Annotated in this window: 20 protein-coding genes; 12 read left to right on the top strand and 8 right to left on the bottom strand. The window is 66.1% G+C overall.

All coding sequences use genetic code 11. From position 1 onward, the window contains the following. Positions 1-73 precede the first annotated feature (73 nt). Both FHY19_RS09875 and FHY19_RS09870 read right to left on the bottom strand, forming a co-directional pair. Entirely contained in the window at positions 74-853 is a 780-nt protein-coding gene (locus tag FHY19_RS09875) for a ferredoxin--NADP reductase (protein WP_259165450.1), read from the bottom strand. Between the two features lie 217 nt (positions 854-1,070). Continuing rightward, the gene (locus FHY19_RS09870) at positions 1,071-2,951 is read right to left on the bottom strand and encodes an ABC transporter ATP-binding protein (RefSeq protein ID WP_259165448.1); all 1,881 of its coding nucleotides are present in this window, start codon (positions 2,949-2,951) and stop codon (positions 1,071-1,073) included. Between the two features lie 210 nt (positions 2,952-3,161). On the opposite strand from FHY19_RS09870, the gene FHY19_RS09865 reads away from it, so the two are divergent. The 3 genes from FHY19_RS09865 to FHY19_RS09855 all read left to right on the top strand — a co-directional run bounded on the left by FHY19_RS09865 (position 3,162) and on the right by FHY19_RS09855 (position 6,911). Then, positions 3,162-4,679 carry a fumarate hydratase gene (locus tag FHY19_RS09865; protein ID WP_259165445.1) on the top strand — a complete coding sequence of 506 codons (1,518 nt, stop codon included), beginning with the start codon at positions 3,162-3,164 and terminating at the stop codon, positions 4,677-4,679. Positions 4,680-5,446: 767 nt separating this feature from the next. After that, a complete protein-coding gene (locus FHY19_RS09860; protein WP_259165442.1) occupies positions 5,447-6,082 on the top strand; it encodes a glutathione S-transferase family protein in 636 nt (211 codons plus the stop codon). A gap of 112 nt (positions 6,083-6,194) precedes the next feature. Further along, on the top strand, positions 6,195-6,911 hold the full coding sequence (locus FHY19_RS09855) for a carbonic anhydrase (protein WP_259153536.1): 717 nt from the start codon (positions 6,195-6,197) through the stop codon (positions 6,909-6,911). A gap of 190 nt (positions 6,912-7,101) precedes the next feature. On the opposite strand, the gene FHY19_RS09850 is transcribed toward FHY19_RS09855, so the two are convergent. Together FHY19_RS09850 and FHY19_RS09845 are read right to left on the bottom strand one after the other, a co-directional pair. Next, entirely contained in the window at positions 7,102-8,232 is a 1,131-nt protein-coding gene (locus FHY19_RS09850; protein WP_259165440.1) for a phospholipase A, read from the bottom strand. A 210-nt stretch (positions 8,233-8,442) separates the two neighbouring features. After that, entirely contained in the window at positions 8,443-8,928 is a 486-nt protein-coding gene (locus tag FHY19_RS09845) for a DUF456 domain-containing protein (protein ID WP_259153538.1), read from the bottom strand. 228 nt (positions 8,929-9,156) lie between these two features. Between FHY19_RS09845 and FHY19_RS09840 the strand changes: the two genes are divergently transcribed. After that, complete coding sequence (locus tag FHY19_RS09840; RefSeq protein ID WP_003483561.1) at positions 9,157-9,372, top strand: cold-shock protein; 216 nt, start codon at positions 9,157-9,159, stop codon at positions 9,370-9,372. A 91-nt stretch (positions 9,373-9,463) separates the two neighbouring features. Here the strand turns inward: FHY19_RS09840 and FHY19_RS09835 are convergent, their stop codons facing one another. Together FHY19_RS09835 and FHY19_RS09830 are read right to left on the bottom strand one after the other, a co-directional pair. Next, positions 9,464-9,946 (bottom strand): glycine zipper 2TM domain-containing protein, encoded by a 483-nt coding sequence (locus FHY19_RS09835; RefSeq protein ID WP_046963449.1) that lies wholly within the window; start codon positions 9,944-9,946, stop codon positions 9,464-9,466. A 130-nt stretch (positions 9,947-10,076) separates the two neighbouring features. Next, a complete protein-coding gene (locus FHY19_RS09830) occupies positions 10,077-10,505 on the bottom strand; it encodes a hypothetical protein (RefSeq protein ID WP_259165438.1) in 429 nt (142 codons plus the stop codon). A gap of 71 nt (positions 10,506-10,576) precedes the next feature. Between FHY19_RS09830 and FHY19_RS09825 the strand changes: the two genes are divergently transcribed. Next, a complete protein-coding gene (locus tag FHY19_RS09825; RefSeq protein WP_259165432.1) occupies positions 10,577-11,410 on the top strand; it encodes a tRNA threonylcarbamoyladenosine dehydratase in 834 nt (277 codons plus the stop codon). Positions 11,411-11,444: 34 nt separating this feature from the next. Here the strand turns inward: FHY19_RS09825 and FHY19_RS09820 are convergent, their stop codons facing one another. Further along, complete coding sequence (locus FHY19_RS09820) at positions 11,445-12,212, bottom strand: TatD family hydrolase (protein WP_259165430.1); 768 nt, start codon at positions 12,210-12,212, stop codon at positions 11,445-11,447. After that, the gene (locus FHY19_RS09815) at positions 12,212-12,427 is read right to left on the bottom strand and encodes a DUF6116 family protein (RefSeq protein WP_259153550.1); all 216 of its coding nucleotides are present in this window, start codon (positions 12,425-12,427) and stop codon (positions 12,212-12,214) included. The genes FHY19_RS09820 and FHY19_RS09815 overlap by 1 nt, the downstream gene beginning before the upstream one ends. A 144-nt stretch (positions 12,428-12,571) precedes the next feature. On the opposite strand from FHY19_RS09815, the gene FHY19_RS09810 reads away from it, so the two are divergent. The 7 genes from FHY19_RS09810 to FHY19_RS09780 all read left to right on the top strand — a co-directional run bounded on the left by FHY19_RS09810 (position 12,572) and on the right by FHY19_RS09780 (position 22,561). Beyond that, entirely contained in the window at positions 12,572-13,363 is a 792-nt protein-coding gene (locus FHY19_RS09810) for a glycine zipper 2TM domain-containing protein (protein WP_259165427.1), read from the top strand. A gap of 161 nt (positions 13,364-13,524) precedes the next feature. Beyond that, positions 13,525-14,700: an acyl-CoA dehydrogenase family protein gene (locus FHY19_RS09805; protein ID WP_259165418.1), complete on the top strand. Its 1,176-nt coding sequence runs from the start codon at positions 13,525-13,527 to the stop codon at positions 14,698-14,700. A gap of 61 nt (positions 14,701-14,761) precedes the next feature. Further along, the gene (locus tag FHY19_RS09800) at positions 14,762-17,329 is read left to right on the top strand and encodes a DUF3857 domain-containing protein (protein WP_259166365.1); all 2,568 of its coding nucleotides are present in this window, start codon (positions 14,762-14,764) and stop codon (positions 17,327-17,329) included. A gap of 134 nt (positions 17,330-17,463) precedes the next feature. Further along, on the top strand, positions 17,464-18,108 hold the full coding sequence (locus FHY19_RS09795) for a glutathione S-transferase family protein (protein WP_259165410.1): 645 nt from the start codon (positions 17,464-17,466) through the stop codon (positions 18,106-18,108). A 40-nt stretch (positions 18,109-18,148) separates the two neighbouring features. Then, the gene (gene asnB / locus FHY19_RS09790) at positions 18,149-20,089 is read left to right on the top strand and encodes an asparagine synthase (glutamine-hydrolyzing) (protein ID WP_259165408.1); all 1,941 of its coding nucleotides are present in this window, start codon (positions 18,149-18,151) and stop codon (positions 20,087-20,089) included. 265 nt (positions 20,090-20,354) lie between these two features. Continuing rightward, on the top strand, positions 20,355-20,909 hold the full coding sequence (locus FHY19_RS09785; RefSeq protein ID WP_259165396.1) for an NADPH-dependent FMN reductase: 555 nt from the start codon (positions 20,355-20,357) through the stop codon (positions 20,907-20,909). Positions 20,910-21,130: 221 nt separating this feature from the next. After that, positions 21,131-22,561 carry a replicative DNA helicase gene (locus tag FHY19_RS09780; protein WP_259153556.1) on the top strand — a complete coding sequence of 477 codons (1,431 nt, stop codon included), beginning with the start codon at positions 21,131-21,133 and terminating at the stop codon, positions 22,559-22,561. Positions 22,562-22,730 lie beyond the last annotated feature (169 nt).

The raw sequence follows: 22,730 nt of genomic DNA, 5'->3' as shown, positions 1-22,730 counted from the left end.
TAATGCCAGTCGCGCCCAGGTGCGCTCCTACGGCAGCGGAGCCTGCACGAGGCGCCGCGTCGCGCGCGCCGTATCACTTCTCGACGAAGGCGCGCTCGAACACGTAATGCCCCGGCGTGCCGATGCGTGGCGAGGTCTGGAAGCCGCGCGCGTCCAGCAGGGTGCGCAGGTCGGCCAGCATCTGCGGGCTGCCGCAGATCATGAAGCGGTCGTTGGCCGGGTCCAGGGTCGGCAGTCCCAGCGTCTGCTGCATGCGGCCATCGGCCATCAGCTCGGTCAGCCGGCCCTGGTTGGCGAAGGTTTCGCGGGTCACCGCCGGGTAGTACAGCAATTTGTCGCGCAGGATGTCGCCGAGAAATTCGTGCTGTGGCAGCTCGCGCTCGAAGTAGTCGCGGTAGGCCAGATCCTGCACGAAGCGCACGCCCTGGGTCAGGATCACCTTGTCGAAGCGCTCGTAGGTTTCCGGGTCCTTGATGATCGACAGCCACGGCGCTAGGCCGGTGCCGGTGCCCAATAGATACAGATTGCGGCCCGGGTGCAGGTCGCTGATCAGCAGTGTGCCGGTGGGTTTCTTGCCGACCAGGACCTTGTCGCCGGGTTTGATGTGCTGCAACCGCGAGGTCAGCGGACCATCCGGCACCTTGATGCTGAAGAACTCCAGATGTTCTTCCCAGTTGGCGCTGGCGATCGAGTACGCCCGCAGCAGCGGGCGTGTTTCGGTCTCCAGGCCGATCATCACGAACTGCCCGTTCTCGAAGCGGAAACCGGCATCGCGGGTGGTGGTGAAGCTGAAGTAGGCATCGGTCCAGTGACGGACCTCAAGCACCGTTTCGGCGCCGAAAGCGGAAGACATACCGGTAAGTGTCGTGGGAAGAGTACCGGCCAATTCTATCTCAAGCCGGCCAAATGAGATGAACTCTCATTTGGCTGGGAATGGGGAATGGGGAATGGGGAATCGGGGCGGCAGCTGAAAAATCACGGATGCTTCCCGATCAGCGCTTTCAGTAGCCCTCATCTGCCGGGAAGGCAGCTTCTAACGATTCCCCATTCCCGACTCCCCATTCCCAACCTCACCGATACCCCGCAGCCTGCAACTCGAACAGCTCCGCATACCGCCCACCCTGCGCCATCAGCTCGGCGTGGGTGCCGTTGGCTTCGATGCGGCCGGCGGCCAGCACCAGGATGCGGTCGGCCATGCGCACGCTGGAGAAGCGGTGCGAGATCAGCACCGCGGTGCGGTTGTCCGACAGCTCCTTGAAGCGCTGGAACACCTCGAACTCGCTGCGCGCATCCAGTGCGGCGGTGGGTTCGTCCAGGATCATCAGCTGCGCATCGCGCATGTAGGCGCGTGCGATGGCGATTTTCTGCCACTGCCCGCCGGACAGGTCCACGCTGTTCTTGAAGCGGCGCCCGACCAGCTGGTCGTAGCCATCGGGCAGGCTGTCGATGAGCTCGCCGGCCATTGCGCGCTGCGCAGCGGCGCGGATGCGCGGCGCATCGTCCATCGCATCGACCTGGCCGACGCCGATGTTCTCGCCCACGCTCAGGTGGTAGCGCACGAAGTCCTGGAAGATCACCCCCAGGTTGGCGCGCACATCGTCCAGGTCGTAATCGCGCAGGTCCTGCCCATCGAGCAGGATGCGGCCTTCGTCCGGGTCGTACAGCCGCGCCAGCAGCTTGACCAGGGTGGTCTTGCCGGCGCCGTTTTCGCCGACCAGGGCCAGCACTTCGCCGGCACGCAGTTCGAAATCCAGGTGCCGCACCGTCCACTGCTCGGCATCCGGATAACGGAAGCCCACGTCCTCGAACACGAAGCCCTGGCGGATTGGGCGCGGCACCGGCAGTGCGTTCGGGCGCGAGCGGATCTCCGGCACGATGTTGAAGAACGAGTACAGATCGTCCAGATACAAGGCCTGGCCGGCGACCTGCGAAAACCCGATCAGCAGCCCCTCCAGCAACTGACGCAGGCGCAGGAAACTGCCGGCCAGAAAGGTCAGATCGCCGATGCTGAAATCGCCGCGCACGGTGCGCCAGGCGATGTAGCCATAGGCCATGTAGTAGCCCAGCGTGCCCAGCGCGGCCAGCAATGCGCCCCACAACGCACGCTTGCGCGCCAGTGCGCGGTTGGCCTGGAAGAACTTGTCGGCCAGGCGCCGATACCGCGCGATCAGGAAACGATGCAGGTTGAGGATCTTGACTTCCTTGGCGGTCTCGACGCTGGCACCGACCTGGCGCAGGTAATCGAGCTGGCGCCGCTCCGGCGTCCACTGGAAGTTGAGCGAATAGCCCAATGCGTTGAAGTGCGCCTCGCCGATGAAGGCCGGGATCAGCGCCACCGCCAGCAGCGCGATCAACCACGGCGCATACACCACCAGGCCCACCGCCAGGCTGACCACGGTGATCGCGTCCTGCACCTGGCCGAACAACTGGCTCATCAGGTTCATGCGGTTCATGGTCTGGCGCCGCGCGCGATCCAGCTTGTCCTGCCGGTCGGGGTCTTCGAAGTCTTCCAGATCCAGCTGCGCGGCATGTTCCATCAGCCGCACGCTGGCAGCGTTGTTGAACAGCTCCGACAACAGCGCATCGGCATAACCGACCATGCGCCCGAGCAGGTCCGAACCGATCGCCAGCGCCAGTTCCAGCGCCAGCAATTCCAGCAGGCGGTTCAAGCGCCCGCTGCTCAATGCCTGGGTCAGCGACTCGAACGCCGGCGGCTGGCCGACCAGGTGGATCGCCTCGTCGATGATCAATTTGCCGATGTAGAGCGTGGCCACCGGCATCAACGCGCGCAGCACGCGCAGGCCGATGCTGCTGGCGCTCAACCAGCGGCTGGTCTGCCAGATCTGGCGCAGGAACGGGGGCAGATTACGCAGCGCATCCAGGCGCTCGCGCAGGGTGGGGCCGGTACGGGGGGCGGCGGGCGCGGTGGCGCCGGAACGGGAAGCTGACATAGCGCTAGTGTGCCGCGCGCGGCGTGGGTGCGGGGTGTTGGCACGGGCAGGGCGGGTGCAGCGTGGGTGGCGATGTCGGCGCCGCGTCGGGCTTGTCCTGGCAGGCGCACGCGTTCCACCTGTCAATCGCTGTGATTGATGCCACATCCGGCCGCGCCCGCGGTTTGCTCTAAAATATGCGGATTGCCCCCGCCAGCCGTAGAGCCAGCCGTGACCTCGATCAAGCAGGAAGACCTCATCCAGTCCGTCGCCGATGCGCTGCAGTACATCAGCTACTACCACCCGGTCGACTACATCAGGAATCTGTCCGCCGCCTACGAGCGCGAAGAATCGCCGGCGGCCAAGGACGCCATCGCGCAGATCCTGATCAACTCGCGTATGTGCGCCGAGGGCCACCGCCCGATCTGCCAGGACACCGGCATCGTTACCGTGTTCCTGGAAATCGGCATGAACGTGCGCTGGGACGACGCCACCATGGGCGTGGAAGACATGGTCAACGAAGGCGTGCGCCGCGCCTACAACCACCCCGACAACAAGCTGCGCGCCAGCGTGCTGGCCGACCCGGCCGGTAAGCGCACCAACACCCGCGACAACACCCCGGCAGTGGTCAATACCAAGATCGTGCCGGGCCACCATGTCGAGGTGATCGTCGCGGCCAAGGGCGGCGGTTCGGAAGCCAAGAGCAAGTTCGCCATGCTCAACCCGTCCGACTCCATCGTCGACTGGGTGCTCAAGACCGTGCCGACCATGGGTGCGGGCTGGTGCCCGCCGGGCATGCTCGGCATCGGCATCGGCGGCACCGCCGAAAAGGCGATGCTGCTGGCCAAGGAAGCGTTGATGGAGCCGATCGACATCGTCGACCTGCAGGCGCGCGGCACCTCCAATCGCGCCGAAGAGCTGCGCCTGGAGCTGTACGAAAAGGTCAATGCGCTCGGCATCGGCGCGCAGGGCCTGGGCGGCCTGACCACGGTGCTGGACATCAAGGTCAAGGATTACCCGACCCACGCCGCCAACCTGCCGGTGGCGCTGATCCCCAACTGCGCGGCCACCCGCCATGCGCACTTCACCCTGGACGGCAGCGGCCCGGTGATGCTGGACCCGCCGTCGCTGGAGGACTGGCCCAAGCTCACCTATAACCCGACCAACGCGCGCCGGGTCAACCTGGACACCATCACCCGCGAGGAAGTGGCCAGCTTCAAGCCGGGCGAGGTGGTGCTGCTCAACGGCAAGCTGCTGACCGGCCGCGACGCCGCGCACAAGCGCATGATCGACATGCTCAACAAGGGCGAAAGCCTGCCGGTGGATTTCACCAACCGCTTCATCTATTACGTCGGCCCGGTCGATCCGGTGCGCGACGAAGTGGTGGGCCCGGCCGGCCCGACCACCGCCACGCGCATGGACAAGTTCACCCGCCAGATGCTCGAGCAGACCGGCCTGCTGGGCATGGTCGGCAAGTCCGAGCGCGGCGATGCCGCGATCGATGCGATCCGCGACAACAAGGCCGTGTACCTGATGGCGGTCGGCGGTTCGGCCTACCTGGTGTCCAAGGCGATCAAGGCTGCGCGCGTGCTGGCCTTCGAAGATCTGGGCATGGAGGCGATCTACGAGTTCGAGGTCAAGGACATGCCGGTCACCGTGGCGGTGGATTCCACCGGCGAATCGGTGCACAAGACCGGCCCACGCTTGTGGCAGTCGCGTATCGGCAAGATTCCGGTCGTGGTGGAATAACGGCAGTCGCAACCGGCCAAGCAGACCGTCAGCAAGGCGGTCTGCGCCCGTTGGCGGAACAAGCGCGCAGACGCGCGTGTTCCGCATCCGCTGCATCCATCTGACGAATGCGCCACAGTACGCTCGTCAGGCGTGGCTGGAACCGCGAGGCAATGGCACGCCTTGCCGTTTGCTGCAGGTCACCGGGCAGATGCAGGCTGGTGCCGGCAGCGGGTCCAGTGCCGTCGGAGAGGCGACGCCTGCGATCTCTCGACAGAGAAGACAGGCGTGACTCCACGGGAACCGGCTATGCTCGCCGCACTGACCGGTGACCTTCAGGAGAACAGGAATGCTCCGACTCGTCTGCGTTGCGCTGTTGTCGTGCCTGAGCCTGAGCTCGGCGGCGCAGCAGCAAAAAGCACCCACGGTGTTGTTTCCCTCGCGCAACTACGCGCCGCCACCTGCCGCCCCGGTGCCGTTCGCAGAGCGCAAGCTGCTCAAAACAAACGATGCCGCGACACGCTTCAACGGACCCTCGGCTGCGGATCGCTGCATCGCGCAGTGCAACAGCGGCGCCCGACAATGCCGCGCAGACCGGCCCAGCGAGTCCAGTTGCAGCAGCAGGGTGGCGCCGCGAGGAAAGCGCTGCGACGACGTACAGACTCCGGCGCAACGGGCCAACTGCATGGCGCAGGTCTTCGACTGCACTCAGCAAAGCGACGACAATCGTTGCGAACCGCGCAAGCTCGCCTGCCTGCGCGCCTGTACCAACTGACCCGAGACCCCGCATGGCCGCCACGCTCTACCACACCCCCAGTACCGCCGCCCTGGTCGTCCATTGGCTGTTGATCGAACTGGACGTTGCGCACGTGCTGCATCCGCTGGATTTCGAACGCGGCGAGCAAAAGGCGCCGGAGTATCTGGCGCTCAATCCGGCCGGGGTGGTGCCGACCCTGGTGCTGGACGGGCAGGTACTCACCGAAGCGGCCGCCATCGTCATGCACCTGGCCGATCTCTACCCGCAGGCCGGGCTGGCGCCGCCGGTGGCCACGCCCGAGCGTGCGGCGTACTACAGGTGGATGTTCTTCTGCGCCAACACCTTGCAGCCGGCGTATCGCGCCTGGTTCTATCCGCACGAGCCGGCCGGCGCTGCGCACGTCGATGCAGCGCAGACCCAGGCTCGCAACAAGCTGGAAGCGGCCTGGACCCAGGTCGATGCGCATCTGCAGGCGCACGGGCCGTATCTGCTCGGCCAGACGCCATCGGCCGCCGATTTCATGCTGACCATGTTGATGCGCTGGTCGCGCAACATGCCGCGCCCGACCGATACCTGGCCGGCACTGCAGGCGCATGCGCAGCGTATGAAGGCGCGTCCTGCGTTTCAGGAAACCTATCGCCGCGAAGGCCTGACAGACTGGACCTGAACCTGCGGCGCGTGGGCGCGAAGTCATGTCCGTATAACCTCTCTGGCAGGCATTTTGCCGCGCTCGCCGCGTAGTAGGATCGCGACACCAACCAGAGAGCAGGGGCTCGTCCATGTCGCATTCCGCATCCCGCCGAAAATTGCTGCAGTGCGCCTGTTGCGCGCCGATCGCGGCCGCTGCCGCATCCCTCCCGTTCGCGGTGCGCGCGGCAGCACCTTCGAAAAAGACCGACTTGAATGCCGAACAGGCGCTGCAGGTGCTGCGCGACGGAAACGCGGCCTTCGTCGAAAATCGCCCCAAGAAGGTCATTTCCGACAGCAAGCGACGCCTGGAACTGGCGCTCGGGCAGACTCCCTTCGTGATCCTGGTGTCGTGCTCGGACTCGCGCGTGCCGCCAGAGCTGCTGTTCGGCCGCGGCCTGGGTGAGATGTTCATCGTGCGCAACGCCGGTAATACCGTGGATACCACCGCGCTCGGGTCGATCGAATATGCGGTGAGCCAGCTCGGCGTGCCGTTGGTGGTGGTGATGGGGCACGAAAGCTGCGGCGCAGTGGCGGCGGCGGTGTCGGTTGTCGAACAGAATGCCTTCTTCCCCGGCGCGATCGGCTCCATGATCGAACCCATCGTCCCGGCGGTGCTGGCCGCCAAGAGCAAGGGCAGCGACGACCTGCTCGCCGCCTCGGTCAAGGCCAACGTCAAGCGCACCGTCGACCGCCTGCGCGGCGCCTCCGAACCGGCATTGCTCGAACCGCTGCGCACAGGCGCATGCCGCGTGGTGGGCGCGTACTACACATTGAAGGACGGCAAGGTGGATTTCTTCGACGTCTGAGTCCCCGCCTGAAACAGGGCGGCTGGCAACGGTCTTTCGCCGTCCCTGTTGTGCGTGCGGTAATCGCGACACAAAAAAGCCGACATCGCTGCCGGCTTTTTTTATTCCTGTCCCTCACATCGCTGAGGTCCCACGCAGTCTCAGCACGTGGTCAGGCTGCGACGCACGCGTTGTCGTAATTCCGGAAACGTCAGAACCACTCCAGCAACGACACGCCCAGGCCGATGTAAGTGGCCTTGTGGTTGTAGTCGATCAGGCTTTCGCCGTAGCCGTCGAACACCTGCACATGGCCGCGCAGCAGGTTGGTGATGGGGAAGCCGTAATCCAGCTGCACCGAGCCATGCGAGCGGTCGCCGCCGCGCAGCGAATGCCGCGCGATCAACGCAAATTCGTGGCCGTCCTTGTTGTAGACCAGGGTCGCGTCGCCGCGGCCCATGTAATCCTCGATGTCCGGGTTGTTGTCGTCGACACGGTCTTCCTTGATGCGGAACCACGGGCGCAGCGTCAGCGCCCAGTTTTCGCGATCCAGCCCGATGTTGAGGATGACCCGGTTCCAGGAGCGCGACAGCGGATCTTCGCGGCCGTTGGACATGTGGTTGATGCTGATGCCGCTCATGCGGCCCTTCCAGCCGAACAGGCTGTAGTTGTTGCGGAACACCAGCATCGCTTCCGGCTCGTAATTGGTTTCCCGGAACGGGCGCGAGGCATCGGTGTTGTAAGCCTGCCAGCGCGAACTCTGGGTGTAGCCCATCCAGATGTCGCCGTTGTCGCCGAACAGGTCTTCGACCACCTTGGTCTTGAAGCTCAGCTGGAACTTCAACTCGGCGCTGTCCAGTTGCTGTGGCGTGCTGACCGAGTTGGCCGGATTCGGCGATTGCGGGGTGCGGTTGGAGTCGCTGGTCCAGAACGCCGGCAGCAGGTAGACCGGCTTGTAGCCGCGCAGCTGGAAGGTCCCCAGTTTGGAGTCCTTGGCGAGTTCCCAGCGGCGATCCAGCAGCGAACCGCGGCCGGCATTGGCGACCGCTTCTTCCTTCGGCTGATCCTGAGCGTCGGCGCGGAAAAAATCGCCTACGCGGCTGGTCTTGCCAGTGTCTTCCGATTTGGCGGCTTGCTTGGCCAACTGCGCTGCGGCATCTGCCTCCTGCACGGCCTCCGGGGTGTAGCCCAGCGCCTGGTCGTAGCACGCCAGGCGCGCGGCATCCGAGGTCACGGAGGTACAGGCCTGCGGCGACGCGGGCTGCGGAGCGATTTCCTGCCCATGCGCCAATGGCGCAGCGGCCAGGGCGATCAGCATCAGGGGACGGGTGTGGTGCTTGGGCATGGGCAGTCTGGCCGAGTGTAGGCGCCAGGCAGGCGCGTCAGGCGCGTAGCTTAACGGTCGCGTCTGCATACGCCGTGTGTACACGGTGGCATAACATCCGGGGCGGTGCATTTAGGCGGGTGCCGCTACGCTGGCGGGGCAGTTATTGAGGGCCGGTCTGCACGCTCGCGGCAACCGCAGCCGCGCCGGCCTGGGACATCGGCTCGCGTGTCAGAACAACCAGGCAATCGCAAACACACCCAGCATGCACATGCCCAGCGCCAGCTTGGTGGCGGTGCCCAGCATGATGCCGACCCAGGTGCCGAAGCCGACCTTGGTGGCCTGGCCGGTCTTGCGGGTCTGGTAGTACTCGCCCAACCACGCGCCGGCGAACGGGCCGACGAACAGGCCGATCGGCATGAAGAAAATCCCGGCAATGGCCCCGATCACCGAACCCCACATCGCCATCTTGCTGGCTCCCACGCGCTGCGCGCCATAGAGGGTGGCAAGGAAGTCGATGACAAAAGACAGGGCGGTGATCAATCCGAGTATCACCAGCGCGACCCAGCCGACATGGGTGAACCCATCTGCCCAGGCGGCCACCAGCAATCCGGCAAAGACCAGCGGCAGGCCCGGCAGTGCGGGCAGGATGACGCCGGCAAGACCCACCAGAACCAGTGCGCCAGCCAGCACGTAATAAACGACAGTCGTGTCCATGAAGGTTTGCAAATGTCCTATTTCAGGCTTGACAAAAATACGCAAGGGGTGCTTGAAAATTGGTTTTGCGCGGGTTAAGTTGCAGCCGCTGCTGTTTGCAAAGGTCACCGTGAATCGTGGCCTGATGCGGTAGATCGCCCGATCCGCTACATCCTTGTACCTCGCTTCCTCCTTGCAATCACAGCCACCACCGCCAGTCCATCACAGTGTCGTAGGGAGTCAGTCGAGATGTCCAACATCGAACGCGAGAATGGTGTCGTAAAGTGGTTCAACGATGCCAAGGGCTTTGGATTCATCAGTCGCGAAAACGGCGAAGACGTCTTCGTCCATTTCCGCGCCATCCAGATCCAGGGCTTCAAGAGTCTCAAGGAGGGGCAGAAGGTCAGCTTTACCGTCGTGCAAGGCCAGAAAGGCCTGCAGGCCGATGCGGTGCAGGTGGTCTGAGCTACGGCATCGGGGGCGATGCATCACGCGCCCAGCAAAAAGGCCCGTCACCGGGCCTTTTTGTTGTCTGCACGTCGGCCGCAGCCGTTGCTCAGCGCAGCACTACCTTGCCGTTGACCACGCGCACGTAAGCGTTTTCGCGCACACCGGCCAGGTCGCGCTGGTTCACCACGATGACGCGGCCATCGTCCATGCGCACCTGCACGTCGAAGCTCTCGCTGGTGACGTTGTTCTGGATGGCGTTGCCCGCCAGCGCGCCGGCAGCGGCGCCAGCCACGGCCGAGACATTCTTGTTGCCCTTGCTGCCGCCGGTTTCCTTGGAAATCTGGCGGCCGGCCACCGCGCCGACGATACCGCCGAGCACCGCCCCGGTGCCGGTGGGCGCGGTGCGGGTGGGGCCGACTTCGTCGATGCGGGTGACGATGCCGCAGTCCACGCAACGCGGCGCAGGCTGCGAATAGCCCTGGTCGTAGCCGCGGTCGCCGCGATAGCTGCCGTACTGGGGCTGGGATGTGGCGCAGCCGACCAAGGTCGCGGTTGCAGCCAGGCCGATAACGAGCAGTCGGGTTTTCATGGGTGTCTCCAGGTGGGTCGACAAGGCGGTCGGGGCCGCGGCGACGTCATCCTGTGTTGGTCCAGGTGAACGGTCCGCCAACTGGATCACTCCAGGCTTAACGAAACCCGAGCGTCGCCTTCATCCAGGCTCATCGAAAGTCGCGGTGACATGCCTCGCAGGCCTCCGCGACCTGCCGTTTGATCGGCACGAACGCGGCGCAGCTGGACGGCGCGCTGCGCTGCGCCTGCTCCAGGGCGACACGCAGTGCCTGAGCATGTTCGCCGAAGCGGCGATCTTCGCCAATCTGCGCAAATGCCGGTTCCAGTTCGTCGGCAAGCAAGCGCAGCGATTGCAGTCGCGCCTGCTGCTGCGCAGCTGTGCACGCGCTGCCGGGTGGCGGCTGCAGGGCGCGCAGTTGGTAGTCCAGCACGTGCATCAGGCTGTCGGGCAGCGGGTCGCGCCGCGCCTGCAACACCCGCGCCAGCATGACCGTGGTGATCAGCCCGATCAACACGCCCAGCACCAGCATGAAGGCGTAACGGGCCGCGCGTGACTGATGGGCAGGTGTGGCGGACATGGCGAGCTGCTCCGGCATTAAAGCCCACGGTGGGGCGGACGCGCGCACGGCGGCGCGCGTAAAATAGGCCGATGAAAGCACAATGGCGTGAACGCTTTGCCGGTATCGACCGGCTGTACGGAGTCGGCACGGTAGAGCGGTTGTCCGCTTGCCGCGTGGCGGTGGTGGGCATGGGCGGTGTGGGCTCGTGGGTGGTGGAGGCGCTGGCACGGACCGGCGTCGGCCATCTCCGCCTGATCGATGCCGACGACCTGTGCGTGTCCAATACCAATCGGCAATTGCCGGCGCTGGCCGGGCAGTACGGACGCAACAAGGCGCGCGCCATGGCCGAGCGCTGCGTTGCGATCAACCCGGAGATCGATGCCGAGGCGGTGGAGGCGTTTCTCACCACCGGCAACATCGAAACCCTGCTGGGCGACGGCCTGGATCTGGTGATCGATGCTTGCGACAGTTTCCGGGTCAAGGTGGAAACCATTGCCTGGTGCCGCCGCCGCAAGCTGCCGATGCTCACCGTGGGCGCTGCCGGCGGGCGCACCGATCCCACCCTGGTGCGCGTGCGCGATGTCTCGCGCACCGAGCACGATGCGATGCTGGCATTGATCCGCAAGAAGCTGCGCAGCGACTTCAACTTCCCGAAGAATGCGCAGCGCTATTTCGGCGTGCCGGCGGTGTACTCGCTGGAAAACGTCAAATACCCGCAGGCCGACGGCAGCGTGTGCGGCATTCGCCCGCAACTCGATGCCGATGCCACGCTCAAGCTGGATTGCGGGGCCGGGCTGGGCGCAGCCACGCATATCACGGGCACGTTCGCGTTTGTAGCGGTCGGCAAGGCGCTGGAGATGTTGCTCAAGCCCAAGGCCGCTGCGTCCAGGCCGGTGGCCGAGGTCGCTGCCGCGTCATCGTAACTGCATGCGCGCGCTGCGGCGGCAGCTTGCCTGATCAGCCCGGCAAGCCGAACAGGGCGCGTGCGTTTGCCGTGGTCTGTGCGGCGATGCGCTCGGCGTCTTCGCCGCGCAGTTGCGCGATGCAGTCCACTACCGTCCGCAGCGCGGCCGGCTCGTTGCGCTCGCCGCGGATGCTGGCGTCGGGTTGATCGGGTGCGTCGGTTTCCAGTAGCAGGTGCTGCAACGGCATGGTTGCGGCCAGGCCGCGCAGGCGATTGGCGCGCGGGTAGGTGACCGGGCCGCCCAGGCCGATCATGAAATCCAGTTTCCACAATTGCCGCGCCTGCTCGGGGCTGCCGGCAAAGCTGTGCACCACGCCGCGCAGGCCGCCGACGGCCTTGATGCGGGCGATGACTTCTTCGGTGGCGCGGCGCGCGTGCACGATCAGCGGCAGGTCGTGGCGCTTTGCCAGGCGCAGCTGCCCATCGAAATAGTCGCGCTGGGCCTGCGCGTCCAGTCCTTCGAGATAGAAATCCAGCCCGCATTCGCCGATCGCGCAGGGGCGCTCGCGCTCGATCCACTCGGCCAGCAGCTCCAGATGCGCGGGCCGGTGTTGATCCAGGAAGATCGGGTGCAGGCCATAGGCCGGATGCAGCCCAGGCGCCATTTCACACACTTCACGCAAGCCCGGCCAGCTGGCGGCAGTGACGGCCGGCACCACCTGTTGCATGACGCCGGCTTGGCGCGCGCGCGTGATCACCGCAGGGCGGTCGTGGTCGAATTCGCCCGCGTCCAGATGGCAATGGCTGTCGATCAACTGCATCAGTCGCGGCGCACCGGTGCCGGCAGCGGCGCCTTGCGGGTTTTCCAGTTCGCCAGCAGCAGCGTGGTCAGGCCGAACAGCAGTTCGTCCACGAACGGCACCAGATCCGGCACCAGCACATCCACCACGAACAGCGTGGCTGCCAGCTTGAACAAGGTGGGATAGCGCAGCTTGGCCGCCCATTCCAGGGCACGTGCGGTAAGGGGATTTCGCATGCGAAGACTCCGGCTGTTAGAAGTGCATGAAGTAACCGCTAGCTGAACTTAACCGTGGCGTTCATGAGCGAGGGCGTTTTCGTTCAGGGTTCCCGTGCTGGAATCACGCCGTCAACAACGCGGTGCGTCCGCAGGGAGCTGGTCATGAAGAGCAACACGACAACTATACTGGTCGCCGCTGGTGCCTTGCTGGTGGGAGGCGTGGCCACTGCCGCCTTCATGAACAACCGTCCGTCCTCGGGCGATTTCGTCGCCAACGGCGAGCCGGCACCGCGTGGTCTGGAATATGCCGACGTGGTCAAGGTCGCGCCGATCACCCAGCGCGAGCCGCAGTACGCGCAGGTCGTCAACAGCGCGGCCATCCGCGAAACCACCACCAGCTCCTCGCCGCGCGAAGTGTGCCGCGACGTGGTGGTGCAGGAACGTCTGCCCGAGCGCGATGGCAACGTCGGCGGCACCGTCGCAGGTGCCGTGATCGGCGGCCTGCTGGGCAACCAGGTGGGTGGCGGCAACGGCCGCAAGCTGGCGACCGCAGCAGGTGCGGTGGGTGGCGGCTTCATCGGCAACCGGGTCGACCGCAATCATGTCGGCGGCCGCGTAGTCGACCGCACCGAACGCCAGTGCCACACCGAGAACGCCAATTCGAGCTCCTCGCGCGTGGTGGGCTACGACGTGACCTACCGTAATGCCGACGGCACCACCGGGACCATGCGTATGGACAGCAAGCCGGGCGAGCGCATCTCGCTGGGCGACGCCGACAACGTGGTGGCCTACGACGTGACCTACCGCTACGACGGGTTCGAGAAGACCGTGCGTATGAACGACAAGCCGGCGAGCGATCGTCTGCCGGTGGTCGATGGCCAGCTGGTGACCCAGACCGCCTCGACGGCCGGTGACCGCGGCGTCCGTGTGGATGCGGGCAGCACGCGCCAGTGAGAAATCGCTGGCAGCCATCCACCCGGATCGCTGCGTGAGCAACAAAAGAGCCGGCATTGCCGGCTCTTTTCGTTTCAGGCGCCAGCGGTAAATTCCGTACACTGAACACGTCGCCGCCATGTTCGGCAGGCAACTGGCAGATAATCGCCGCTTCTCCAGTGGTGGAAATCAGCATGCCGGTGCGTCCCGATGATCTATTCGATGTCCGTGCGCTGCTGACCGACGAAGAGCGGGCGGTGCAGGACGCCGTCGCGCGTTTTACCGATACGCGGGTACTGCCGGCGATCGGCGATGCCTTCGATGCGGGGCGGTTCCCAAGCGAGTGGGTGCCTGACCTGGCGCGACTGGGGCTGCTGGGCGCCAGCCTGCCGGTCGGCGATGGCGGTGCGGGTCTGGGAGCGGTGTCCTACGGGCTGATCTGCCAGGAACTGGAGCGCGGCGACAGCGGCCTGCGCAGTTTCGTCAGCGTGCAGTCCTCGCTGTGCATGTATCCCATCCATGCCTATGGCAGCGACGCGCAACGCCAGCGCTGGTTGCCGGAGATGGCCGCCGGCCGCGTCATCGGCTGCTTCGGCCTGAGCGAAGCGCAAGGCGGCTCGGACCCTGCGGCGATGACCACGCGTGCAGTGCGCGATGGCGACGGCTGGCGCCTGAACGGCGCAAAGATGTGGATCACCAACGGCAGCATCGCCAGCCTGGCCATCGTCTGGGCGCACACCGACGATGGCGTGTGCGGTTTTCTGGTGGAAACCTCCAGCCCCGGTTTCACTGCGCAGGACATCGCCCACAAGATGAGCCTGCGCGCCTCGGTGACCTCGGCGTTGTTCCTGGACAACGTGTTCGTACCCGAGCAGATGCGCCTGCCGAACGCGGCCGGGTTGAAGGCGCCGCTGGGCTGTCTCAACCAGGCACGTTACGGGATCGCCTGGGGTGCCATCGGCGCGGCGGTGGCCTGCCTGCGCGAGGCGCTGGCCTACGCAGGCGAACGCATCCTGTTCGGCCGGCCGCTGGCGGCCACCCAGAGCGCGCAGATCAAGCTGGCCGACATGGCGCGGCGGATTTCCACCGCGCAGTTGCTGGCGCTGCAGCTTGGCCGCCTGAAGGAGGCCGGGACGCTGCGACCGGAACAGATCTCGCTGGCAAAGTGGAATAATTGCCGCATGGCGCTGGACGTGGCGCGCGAGTGCCGCGACCTTCTGGGGGCGGCCGGCATCACCACCGAACATGTGGCGATCCGGCATGCGCTCAACCTGGAATCGGTGATTACCTACGAGGGCACCGAAACCGTGCACCAGCTGGTGGTGGGACGTGCGCTGACGGGGCTCAACGCGTTTTGACGAGGAGTGGGTGTTGATCGGCAAGGATGTGGTGCGACGCCTGAGAGGCGTCTTCTGGACGATGTGCGGAATCTGCGCGATTGCCGCAATCGCGATACCGGCGCAAGCGAACGAGGCGCCTAGCATGGCGCCGGCACCGGCATGGGTGGTGGCCGATGCGGTGCCCGACAGCGTGCCGGGTGCGAGCGGGCTGCGCTATGAGCTGGTGTCCGATCAGGTCGATCTCACCGGCCCGGCGGTGCGCGCGTACCGCCGGTTGAGCTATACGGTACAGCGCGCCAAGAGCCTGGATGAGGCCGGGCAGATCTCCATCGATTACCAGCCGCAGTATCAGACATTGCAGCTCAACAGCCTGGACGTCTGGCGCGCGGGTCAGCGCATCGACATGCGCAGCCGTGCGCATTACGCCAAGCTGCGCCGCGAAAGCGGGCTGGAAGACGGTTTGATCGATGGCGCGCTGACGCTGTCGATCACCTTGCCGGATCTGCGCGTGGGCGACCGGGTCGATTACGGCGTGACCATCACCGGCAGCAATCCGGTGTTCGGCAAGGGCTATTACGACATCTTCGATGCGCGCTACGGCGTGCCGCTGGGCGAACGGCGGGTCCGTGTGCGCTATCCCGCCGACATGGCCTTGCAGTGGCGCATCAGCGCGCCGGGCTTCAGCCGCAATGTCGGCAAGGCCGATGGGGTCGCGCTGTTGAACATCGGGGCAAGCAACGTCGCCGCCGTGCAGGAGGAAAAAGGCGCTCCCGACGATGTGGACCCGTACGGGCTGATCGAAGTGTCCACTGCCGGAAACTGGGCGCGTGTGGCGGCGTGGGCCGCGCAGTTGTACCCGGATGCATTCAAGGATGCGCAGGTGGCTGCCAGCATGAGGCAGAGCCTGCGGCTGCGCAGCGACGATGCGCAAGGCGCACTGATGCGTGCGGTGGCCTTCGTGCAGGGCGAGATCCGTTACGTCGGCCTGGACATGGGCGAGAACTCGCATGCCCCGCATGCGCCGGAAGTGACATTGCGCAACCGCTACGGCGACTGCAAGGACAAGGCGACGCTGTTGATCGCGCTGTTGCAGCTGGCCGGCATCCGCGCCGAGCCGGTGCTGGTCAACAGCGACAAGGGCGCCACGCTGGACAAGCGCCTGCCGAGCCCCTACGCATTCGACCATGTCGTGGTGCGCGCGCATCTGCCGCAGGGCGATGTGTGGGTGGACGCCACGCGCGACCGCGAAGAAGGCTCGCTTGCGCAGCGTCGGCCGCTGCCGTTTGTGCGCGGATTGCCGGTCCTGGCCGGGCAGGACGCCCTGGTCGACGTGCCGGCGCCGATGCCGACCTTGCCGCAGGTCGAGGTGATTGAAGACATCGCGATTTCGCTGCGCAAACCGCAGCGCGTGGCCACCTTCAGCGTGGACACCACCTACCGGCAGGGACGCGGCGAGCGGGTGGCATCGAGTTTTGAAAACGATGGCGCGCAAACGGTGGGCGAGCGCTATCTGGAGTTCATGCAGCAGTACTACACCGCGCTGACACAGGTCGATGAGCCCACCATCGACGCTAGCGATGCATTGAATGTGCGCACGCACGAGACCTATCGGCTGGAATGGCCGGCGGCCGAAGGCGACGAAGTGGGCTTCCCGCTGTTTCAGCTCGGCGACTGGATGGACAGCTTGCCCAAGGAGGCGCGCAAGAGCCCGTTGGCGTTGCGCGGGCCGCAGCTGGCGCGGCAGACCGTGCGCGTGCAGACCGACCCGGCGGCCAAGGTGGATGCAGACACGCAGATCGTGTCCAACCCCTGGTTTCGCTTCTCGCGCACGATTGCGATGCGCGATGGCCGTATCGAGATCATCGGGCAATGGCAGCGCTTCACCGACCGCATCCCCGCCAATGGGGTGGCACGTGCGGCGGCCGATATGGAGCGCGCGCGCGACCTGCTGTACTTCAATCACGACCTCAAGCCGCAGCGGCGCAAGCAGCCGACCGATTGGCGGGCGCTGAGCTACCCACTAATCGGATTGCTGGCATTGATCGTGCTGGTGCTGGGTTGCCTGGCCTGGTGGCGTGGCGGCGGCCTGGGCGGGCTGCTGTTCGACCCGCACGGCACGGTGCAGCGCATGCCGCAGCAGAGCGGTTTGCGCCGCAGCGCCTGGGCGGTGTTTGCGGTGACCACGCTGTTGTCGGCGTGGATGTGGCTGCAGGCCTTGCCATGGTGGATGCAACTGGCCGGTGCGCTGGCCGTGGGAGCGGTACTGGTGCTGGGCTGCGTGCTGCTCAAACAGCTGTTGCGCTGGATGGACAGCGCAGCGCAGCTCGAGCGGCTGCTGCCGGCGATGGCGGGCAGCGTCTTGCCATGGCTGGTGTGCGTGCTCGCCGGGCTGGTCGCGCTCAAGGGCAGGCCGGCCCTGCTGCAGAGCGGTGCCAGCGATCCGGCCGGCATGGCGCAGTTGTCGACGTGCGTGCTGCTGTTGCTGCTGGGCAGCCTGTGGTGGTCGGTGTGCTCGGTTCAGGCCGTTGCCGGTGCCGCTGGATGCGGACGCACGCGCGCCTTCGGCGCCTGGGCCTTGACGCTGTCGCTGCTGGGTGTGGTCATCGCGGTGCTGGGCGTGCCGGTGGCGCTCGTGGCGACAGCCTGAGATGGGCCATCGCCGCAATGCCGCTGGCGATGGCAACGATGGCGGCAGGCAGCTGAGATGCATGCAAGGGCTTTGCAAAGGCGCACAGGGCTGTGACACTGCCAGCCCCTCGTCGTTGCCGCGGAGCCAGCTTGATGTCGACCGTGCGTCCCCCGTTGACCGTGCATGGCATGTCCAGTTCCGGCAACTGCTACAAGGTGCGTCTGCTGCTGGAGCAGCTGGGTAGCCGCTATCACTGGGTCGAAGTGGACAGCGTGGCCGGGCAGACCCGCACACCGGACTACCTGGCCAAGAATCCCAATGGCAAGGTGCCGATGGTGGAACGCGACGACGGCCGCGTGCTGACCGAATCCAACGCGATCCTGTTCTGGCTGGCCGAGGGCACGCCTTACCTGCCCACCGATGCGTGGCAACGCGCGCAAGCGCTGAGCTGGATGTTCTTCGAGCAGTACAGCCACGAGCCGTATGTGGCGGTGGCGCGTTTCATCAGCCTGTGGACACCGCGCGATGCAGCGCGCCGCGCCGAACTGCCGCAGCTGCGTGTGCGCGGCGAACAGGCGCTGGCGGTGATGGAGCAGCATCTGCAGCAGCACGCCTGGTTCACCGGCAGCGATTACGGCGTCGCCGATATCGCGCTGTTTGCGTACACCCATTGCGCCGAGGACGGCGGCTTCGATCTGGAGCGCTGGCCGGCGATCGGCGCCTGGCTGCAACGCGTGCAGGCCTTGCCCGGGTTTGTCGCGATGCCGGCGCCCGCGTCCGCCTCGGTGAGCGCATGAGCGATATGCACGGCATCGGCCGCCCGCAGGAGCACTGACGATGTGCGGATTGGCAGGAATGCTGCTGGCATCGCCGCGCCTGCACGGCGAGCAGCTCGATGCGCTGGTGCGACCGATGGGCGCGGCCCTGCGCCATCGCGGCCCGGACGATGCCGGCACCTGGTGCGATGCGCAGGCCGGTGTGGCGCTGGCGCATCAACGCTTGAGCATTCTGGATCTGTCGCCGCTGGGCCATCAGCCGATGCGCTCGGCCGACGGCCGCTACGTGCTGGCCTACAACGGCGAGGTCTACAACTTTGCGCAGCTGCGCGCCGCACTGGCCGCGCTGGGGCATCGCTTCCGCGGGCATTCCGATACCGAAGTGCTGCTGGCGGCGGTGGTGGAGTGGGGGCTGGACGACACCCTGAGCCGCTGCAACGGCATGTTCGCCATCGCGCTCTGGGACGAACGCGATAACTGCCTGTATCTCGCCCGCGATCGCGTCGGCAAGAAACCGCTGTACTACGGCTGGGCCGGCGACACGCTGGTGTTCGGTTCCGAACTCAAGGCGTTGTGGCAGCACCCGGATTTCGACAACGGCGTGGATCGCGATGCGCTGACCTTGCTGCTGCGGCTGGGCTATATCCCGGCGCCGGCCTGCATCCACGAGCGCACCTTCAAGCTGATGCCTGGCCGGGTGCTGCGGCTGGATGCGCAGACCGTGGCGGCCGGCGCGGCCGCGCATCGCCCCGACCAGGCGCAGCAGCCGTTCTGGAACGCGCGCGAGGCGATGCAGCGCGCGCTGGCGGCGCCGTTCACCGGCAGCGATGCGCAGGCCGAAGAGCAGCTCGATAGCGTGCTACGCGATGCGGTGGCGCTGCGCATGGTGGCCGATGTGCCGGTGGGTGTGTTCCTGTCCGGCGGCACCGACTCGTCCATCGTCACCGCGATGATGCAGGCGCAAAGCAGCCAGCCGGTGCATACCTTCAGCATCGGCTTCGAAGGCTCGCATCACGACGAAGCGCCGCTGGCGCGCGAAGTGGCCACGCATCTGCACACCGACCACACCGAGCTCTACGTCAGCGGCGCCGACGCGCTGGCGGTGGTGCCGACCCTGCCTGACATGTTCGACGAGCCCTTCGCCGATGCCTCGCAGGTGCCCACGGCGCTGGTGGCGCGGCTGGCGCGTGGCGGGGTGACGGTGGCGCTGTCCGGCGATGGTGGCGACGAGTTGTTCTTCGGCTATGGGCGTTACCAGCGCGCGCTGCGCAACTGGCGCATGCATGGGCTGGTGCCGGGGCCGCTGCGGCGGTTGATGGCGCTGGCGGCGCGCCGCAACGGCGAGTCCTCGCGTACCGGCGGCCTGGCCGCGCTGGTGGCCGAGGCCGGCGCACGCGGCATCGGCGACATCTACCGCAACCGCATCTCGCGCTGGCGCGACCCGGCCGCCGTGGTGCTCGGTGCGACAGAACCCGACAGTTTCTACAGCCTGGCCGACCCGCTGCACGGCTCCGGCACCCCCGCCGACGCGATGATGCTGGCCGATTTCGCCGCCTATCTGCCCGACGACCTGCTGTGCAAGGTGGACCGCACCACCATGGCGGTGGGCCTGGAGGCGCGCGCGCCGCTGCTGGACTGGCGCGTGGCCGAATTCGCCTGGTCGTTGCCGCTCTCGCTCAAGTACCGCGACGGGGTCAGCAAGTACCTGCTCAAGCGCGTGCTGTGCCGCTACCTGCCCGACCCGATGGTCTACCGCGGCAAGCGCGGCTTCGGCGCGCCGGTCAGCGCATGGCTGCGTGGCGACCTGCACGGCTGGGCCGACGATCTGCTGGCGCACGCCACCCTGGAGCGCGAAGGCGTGTTCGCCGCCGACACCGTGGCCGGGCTATGGCGCGACTTCAACGGTGGCGAGCGCAAATGGCATACGCACCTGTGGACGGTACTGATGTTTCAGGCCTGGCAGGCGCATTGGCGCGCGCAACGCGCGGCGATCACGCGCTGATCCAGGTGAGCGCGGTGATCTTGGGTGCGGCGGCCAAGCGCTGCGCGGTGTGCGAAACCGCGCTGCCGTTGCCGAGGTGTTGCTGACGCTTGAACCTGCCACGCGGACATCGGACAGGGCAGGGCGGGGCGCGTCAACGCCTTGCAGACTGTCACGGCGCCGGTTGCCGGTGCCTGCGGTCGATCGCCCGGAGCCGGACGGCGCTTCACCGGCTCTGAGCATCGCGCTGGGTAGGCTGGGGCTCGGTTTCCACGGAGCGTCTCCCATGAGCAAGATCACCATCGCCGTCCTGGTCGGCAGCCTGCGCGCAGAGTCCTACAACCGTCAGCTGGCGCGCGCGCTGGAGCATCTGGCCGGCGACAAGGCCGTCTTCGAGTATGTGGAGATCGGCGATATCCCGCTGTACAACCAGGACCGCGACAGCGACTACCCGGCCGAGGGCACGCGCCTGAAGCAACAGATCCGCGCGGCCGATGCGGTGTTGTTCGTCACCCCCGAATACAACCGGTCGATTCCCGGCGTGCTCAAGAACGCCATCGATACCGGCTCGCGTCCTTACGGCGACAGCGCGTTCAGCGGCAAGCCGGCAGCGGTGGTAGGCATCTCGCTCGGTTCGATCGGCACCGCGACCGCGCAGCAGCATCTGCGCAACGTGCTGGCGTATCTGAACATGCATGTGCTCGGCCAGCCGGAGGTCTTCCTGCAGTACAAGGACGGCCTGTTCGGCCCGGACGATGAGATCGCCAATGCCGACAGCCGCAAGTTCCTGCAGGGCTTTGTCGACGCGTTTGTGGGCCTGGTCGCGCACCTCAAGCGCTGAGTTGATCACAGCGTTGTCCCGGCGGCTGCACGCTCGCCGGGACGCTTGGTCGGTGGTCTGAAAGCCAGGCAGGGCAAGGGTCGCGGCTGCTGCGACAGTGCTCGCGTACAAGCGTGATGCACTGGCTGTCCACCAGTTATCCACAGAGTTGTGCATGGTCGTCGGCGCCGTCGATGACTATGCTTCCTGCCCTCGTCTCCCCGCGTCAGGTTTGTCTGTCCATGTCCGCTCGTCCTGGTTTCCGTTCCAAGCGCAATCGCGATCGCGACGACGACGATTACGATCGTCCCGAGCCGCGGATTGACCAGCTGCGCGTGCCCCCCCATTCGGTCGAGGCCGAGCAGGCGGTACTCGGCGGGCTGATGCTGGCGCCGGATGCGTTCGATCGGGTCAACGACCAGCTCACCGAAAACGACTTTTACCGTCGCGATCACCGGCTGATCTACCGTGCGATCCGCGAACTGAACGAGAAGGACCGCCCCTTCGATGCGGTGACCCTGGGCGAGTGGTTCGAATCGCAGGGCAAGCTGGAGCAGGTCGGCGATGGCGCATACCTGATCGAGCTGGCCAGCACCACGCCGTCGGCCGCCAATATCGCCGCATATGCGGAAATCGTCCGCGACAAGGCGGTGCTGCGGCAGCTGATCGAGGTGGGCACCACCATCGTCAACGACGGTTTCCAGCCGGAAGGTCGCGAGAGCGTGGAGTTGCTGTCGGCCGCGGAAAAGGCAGTGTTCAAGATTGCCGAGGCCGGCGCGCGCGGACGCACCGATTTCGTGGCGATGCCGGGCGCATTGAAGGACGCGTTCGAAGAGCTGCGCAACCGTTTCGAAAACGGCGGCAACATCACCGGCCTGCCTACCGGCTACACCGACTTCGACGCGATGACCGCCGGCCTGCAGCCGACCGATCTGATCATCCTGGCCGCGCGCCCGGCGATGGGCAAGACCACCTTTGCGCTGAACATTGCCGAGTACGCCGCGATCAAGTCCAAGAAGGGCGTGGCGGTGTTTTCTATGGAAATGTCTGCATCGCAGCTGGCGATGCGTCTGATCTCCTCCAACGGCCGCATCAATGCGCAGCGTCTGCGTACCGGCGCGCTGGAAGACGAGGATTGGGCGCGCGTGACCGGCGCGATCAAGATGCTGAAGGAAACCAAGATCTTCATCGACGATACGCCGGGCGTGTCGCCGGAAGTGCTGCGCTCCAAGTGCCGCCGGCTCAAGCGCGAACACGACCTGGGCCTGATCGTGATCGACTACCTGCAGCTGATGTCGGTGCCGGGCAACAGCGAAAACCGCGCGACCGAAATCTCGGAAATCTCGCGTGGTCTCAAGGGTCTGGCCAAGGAACTCAACGTGCCGGTGATCGCGCTGTCGCAGCTCAACCGCTCGCTGGAAACGCGCACCGACAAGCGCCCGGTGATGGCCGACTTGCGCGAATCCGGCGCTATCGAGCAGGACGCGGACATGATCGTCTTCATCTACCGCGATGATTACTACAACAAGGAAAACTCGCCGGACAAGGGCCTGGCCGAGATCATCATCGGCAAGCACCGCGGCGGCCCGACCGGCTCGTGCAAGCTCAAGTTCTTCGGCGAATACACCCGCTTCGACAACCTGGCGCACGATTCGGTCGGCAGTTTCGAGTAAGCGTTCTGTTTTGGTTCTCCAAAAAGCGACGACGCTCAGCGGGCGCGGCCCGCGTTGTGGCGCGCGTACGTACACGACCACGTTGGCAGCTGCGATGCCCTCACCGCTTGCGCGGCCGTGCGGCGGCATGGATGCCGCCACCGAGCCTGCATGGACGTACCTGCGGCGT

The sequence above is a fragment of the Xanthomonas sp. 4461 genome (assembly GCF_024806475.1).
GTDB lineage: Bacteria > Pseudomonadota > Gammaproteobacteria > Xanthomonadales > Xanthomonadaceae > Xanthomonas > Xanthomonas arboricola_F.
This window is presented reverse-complemented; position numbering and strand designations above follow the sequence as displayed.

Bases quoted from the DNA above. Each gene is read 5' to 3' on its own strand.
- FHY19_RS09875 (WP_259165450.1), bottom strand. From the start codon at position 853: ATGTCTTCCGCTTTCGGCGCCGAAACGGTGCTTGAGGTCCGTCACTGG.
- FHY19_RS09870 (WP_259165448.1), bottom strand. From the start codon at position 2,951: ATGTCAGCTTCCCGTTCCGGCGCCACCGCGCCCGCCGCCCCCCGTACC.
- FHY19_RS09860 (WP_259165442.1), top strand. From the start codon at position 5,447: ATGGCCGCCACGCTCTACCACACCCCCAGTACCGCCGCCCTGGTCGTC.
- FHY19_RS09855 (WP_259153536.1), top strand. From the start codon at position 6,195: ATGTCGCATTCCGCATCCCGCCGAAAATTGCTGCAGTGCGCCTGTTGC.
- FHY19_RS09850 (WP_259165440.1), bottom strand. From the start codon at position 8,232: ATGCCCAAGCACCACACCCGTCCCCTGATGCTGATCGCCCTGGCCGCT.
- FHY19_RS09845 (WP_259153538.1), bottom strand. From the start codon at position 8,928: ATGGACACGACTGTCGTTTATTACGTGCTGGCTGGCGCACTGGTTCTG.
- FHY19_RS09840 (WP_003483561.1), top strand. From the start codon at position 9,157: ATGTCCAACATCGAACGCGAGAATGGTGTCGTAAAGTGGTTCAACGAT.
- FHY19_RS09835 (WP_046963449.1), bottom strand. From the start codon at position 9,946: ATGAAAACCCGACTGCTCGTTATCGGCCTGGCTGCAACCGCGACCTTG.
- FHY19_RS09830 (WP_259165438.1), bottom strand. From the start codon at position 10,505: ATGTCCGCCACACCTGCCCATCAGTCACGCGCGGCCCGTTACGCCTTC.
- FHY19_RS09825 (WP_259165432.1), top strand. From the start codon at position 10,577: ATGAAAGCACAATGGCGTGAACGCTTTGCCGGTATCGACCGGCTGTAC.
- FHY19_RS09820 (WP_259165430.1), bottom strand. From the start codon at position 12,212: ATGCAGTTGATCGACAGCCATTGCCATCTGGACGCGGGCGAATTCGAC.
- FHY19_RS09815 (WP_259153550.1), bottom strand. From the start codon at position 12,427: ATGCGAAATCCCCTTACCGCACGTGCCCTGGAATGGGCGGCCAAGCTG.
- FHY19_RS09810 (WP_259165427.1), top strand. From the start codon at position 12,572: ATGAAGAGCAACACGACAACTATACTGGTCGCCGCTGGTGCCTTGCTG.
- FHY19_RS09800 (WP_259166365.1), top strand. From the start codon at position 14,762: ATGTGCGGAATCTGCGCGATTGCCGCAATCGCGATACCGGCGCAAGCG.
- FHY19_RS09795 (WP_259165410.1), top strand. From the start codon at position 17,464: ATGTCGACCGTGCGTCCCCCGTTGACCGTGCATGGCATGTCCAGTTCC.
- asnB (WP_259165408.1), top strand. From the start codon at position 18,149: ATGTGCGGATTGGCAGGAATGCTGCTGGCATCGCCGCGCCTGCACGGC.
- FHY19_RS09785 (WP_259165396.1), top strand. From the start codon at position 20,355: ATGAGCAAGATCACCATCGCCGTCCTGGTCGGCAGCCTGCGCGCAGAG.
- FHY19_RS09780 (WP_259153556.1), top strand. From the start codon at position 21,131: ATGTCCGCTCGTCCTGGTTTCCGTTCCAAGCGCAATCGCGATCGCGAC.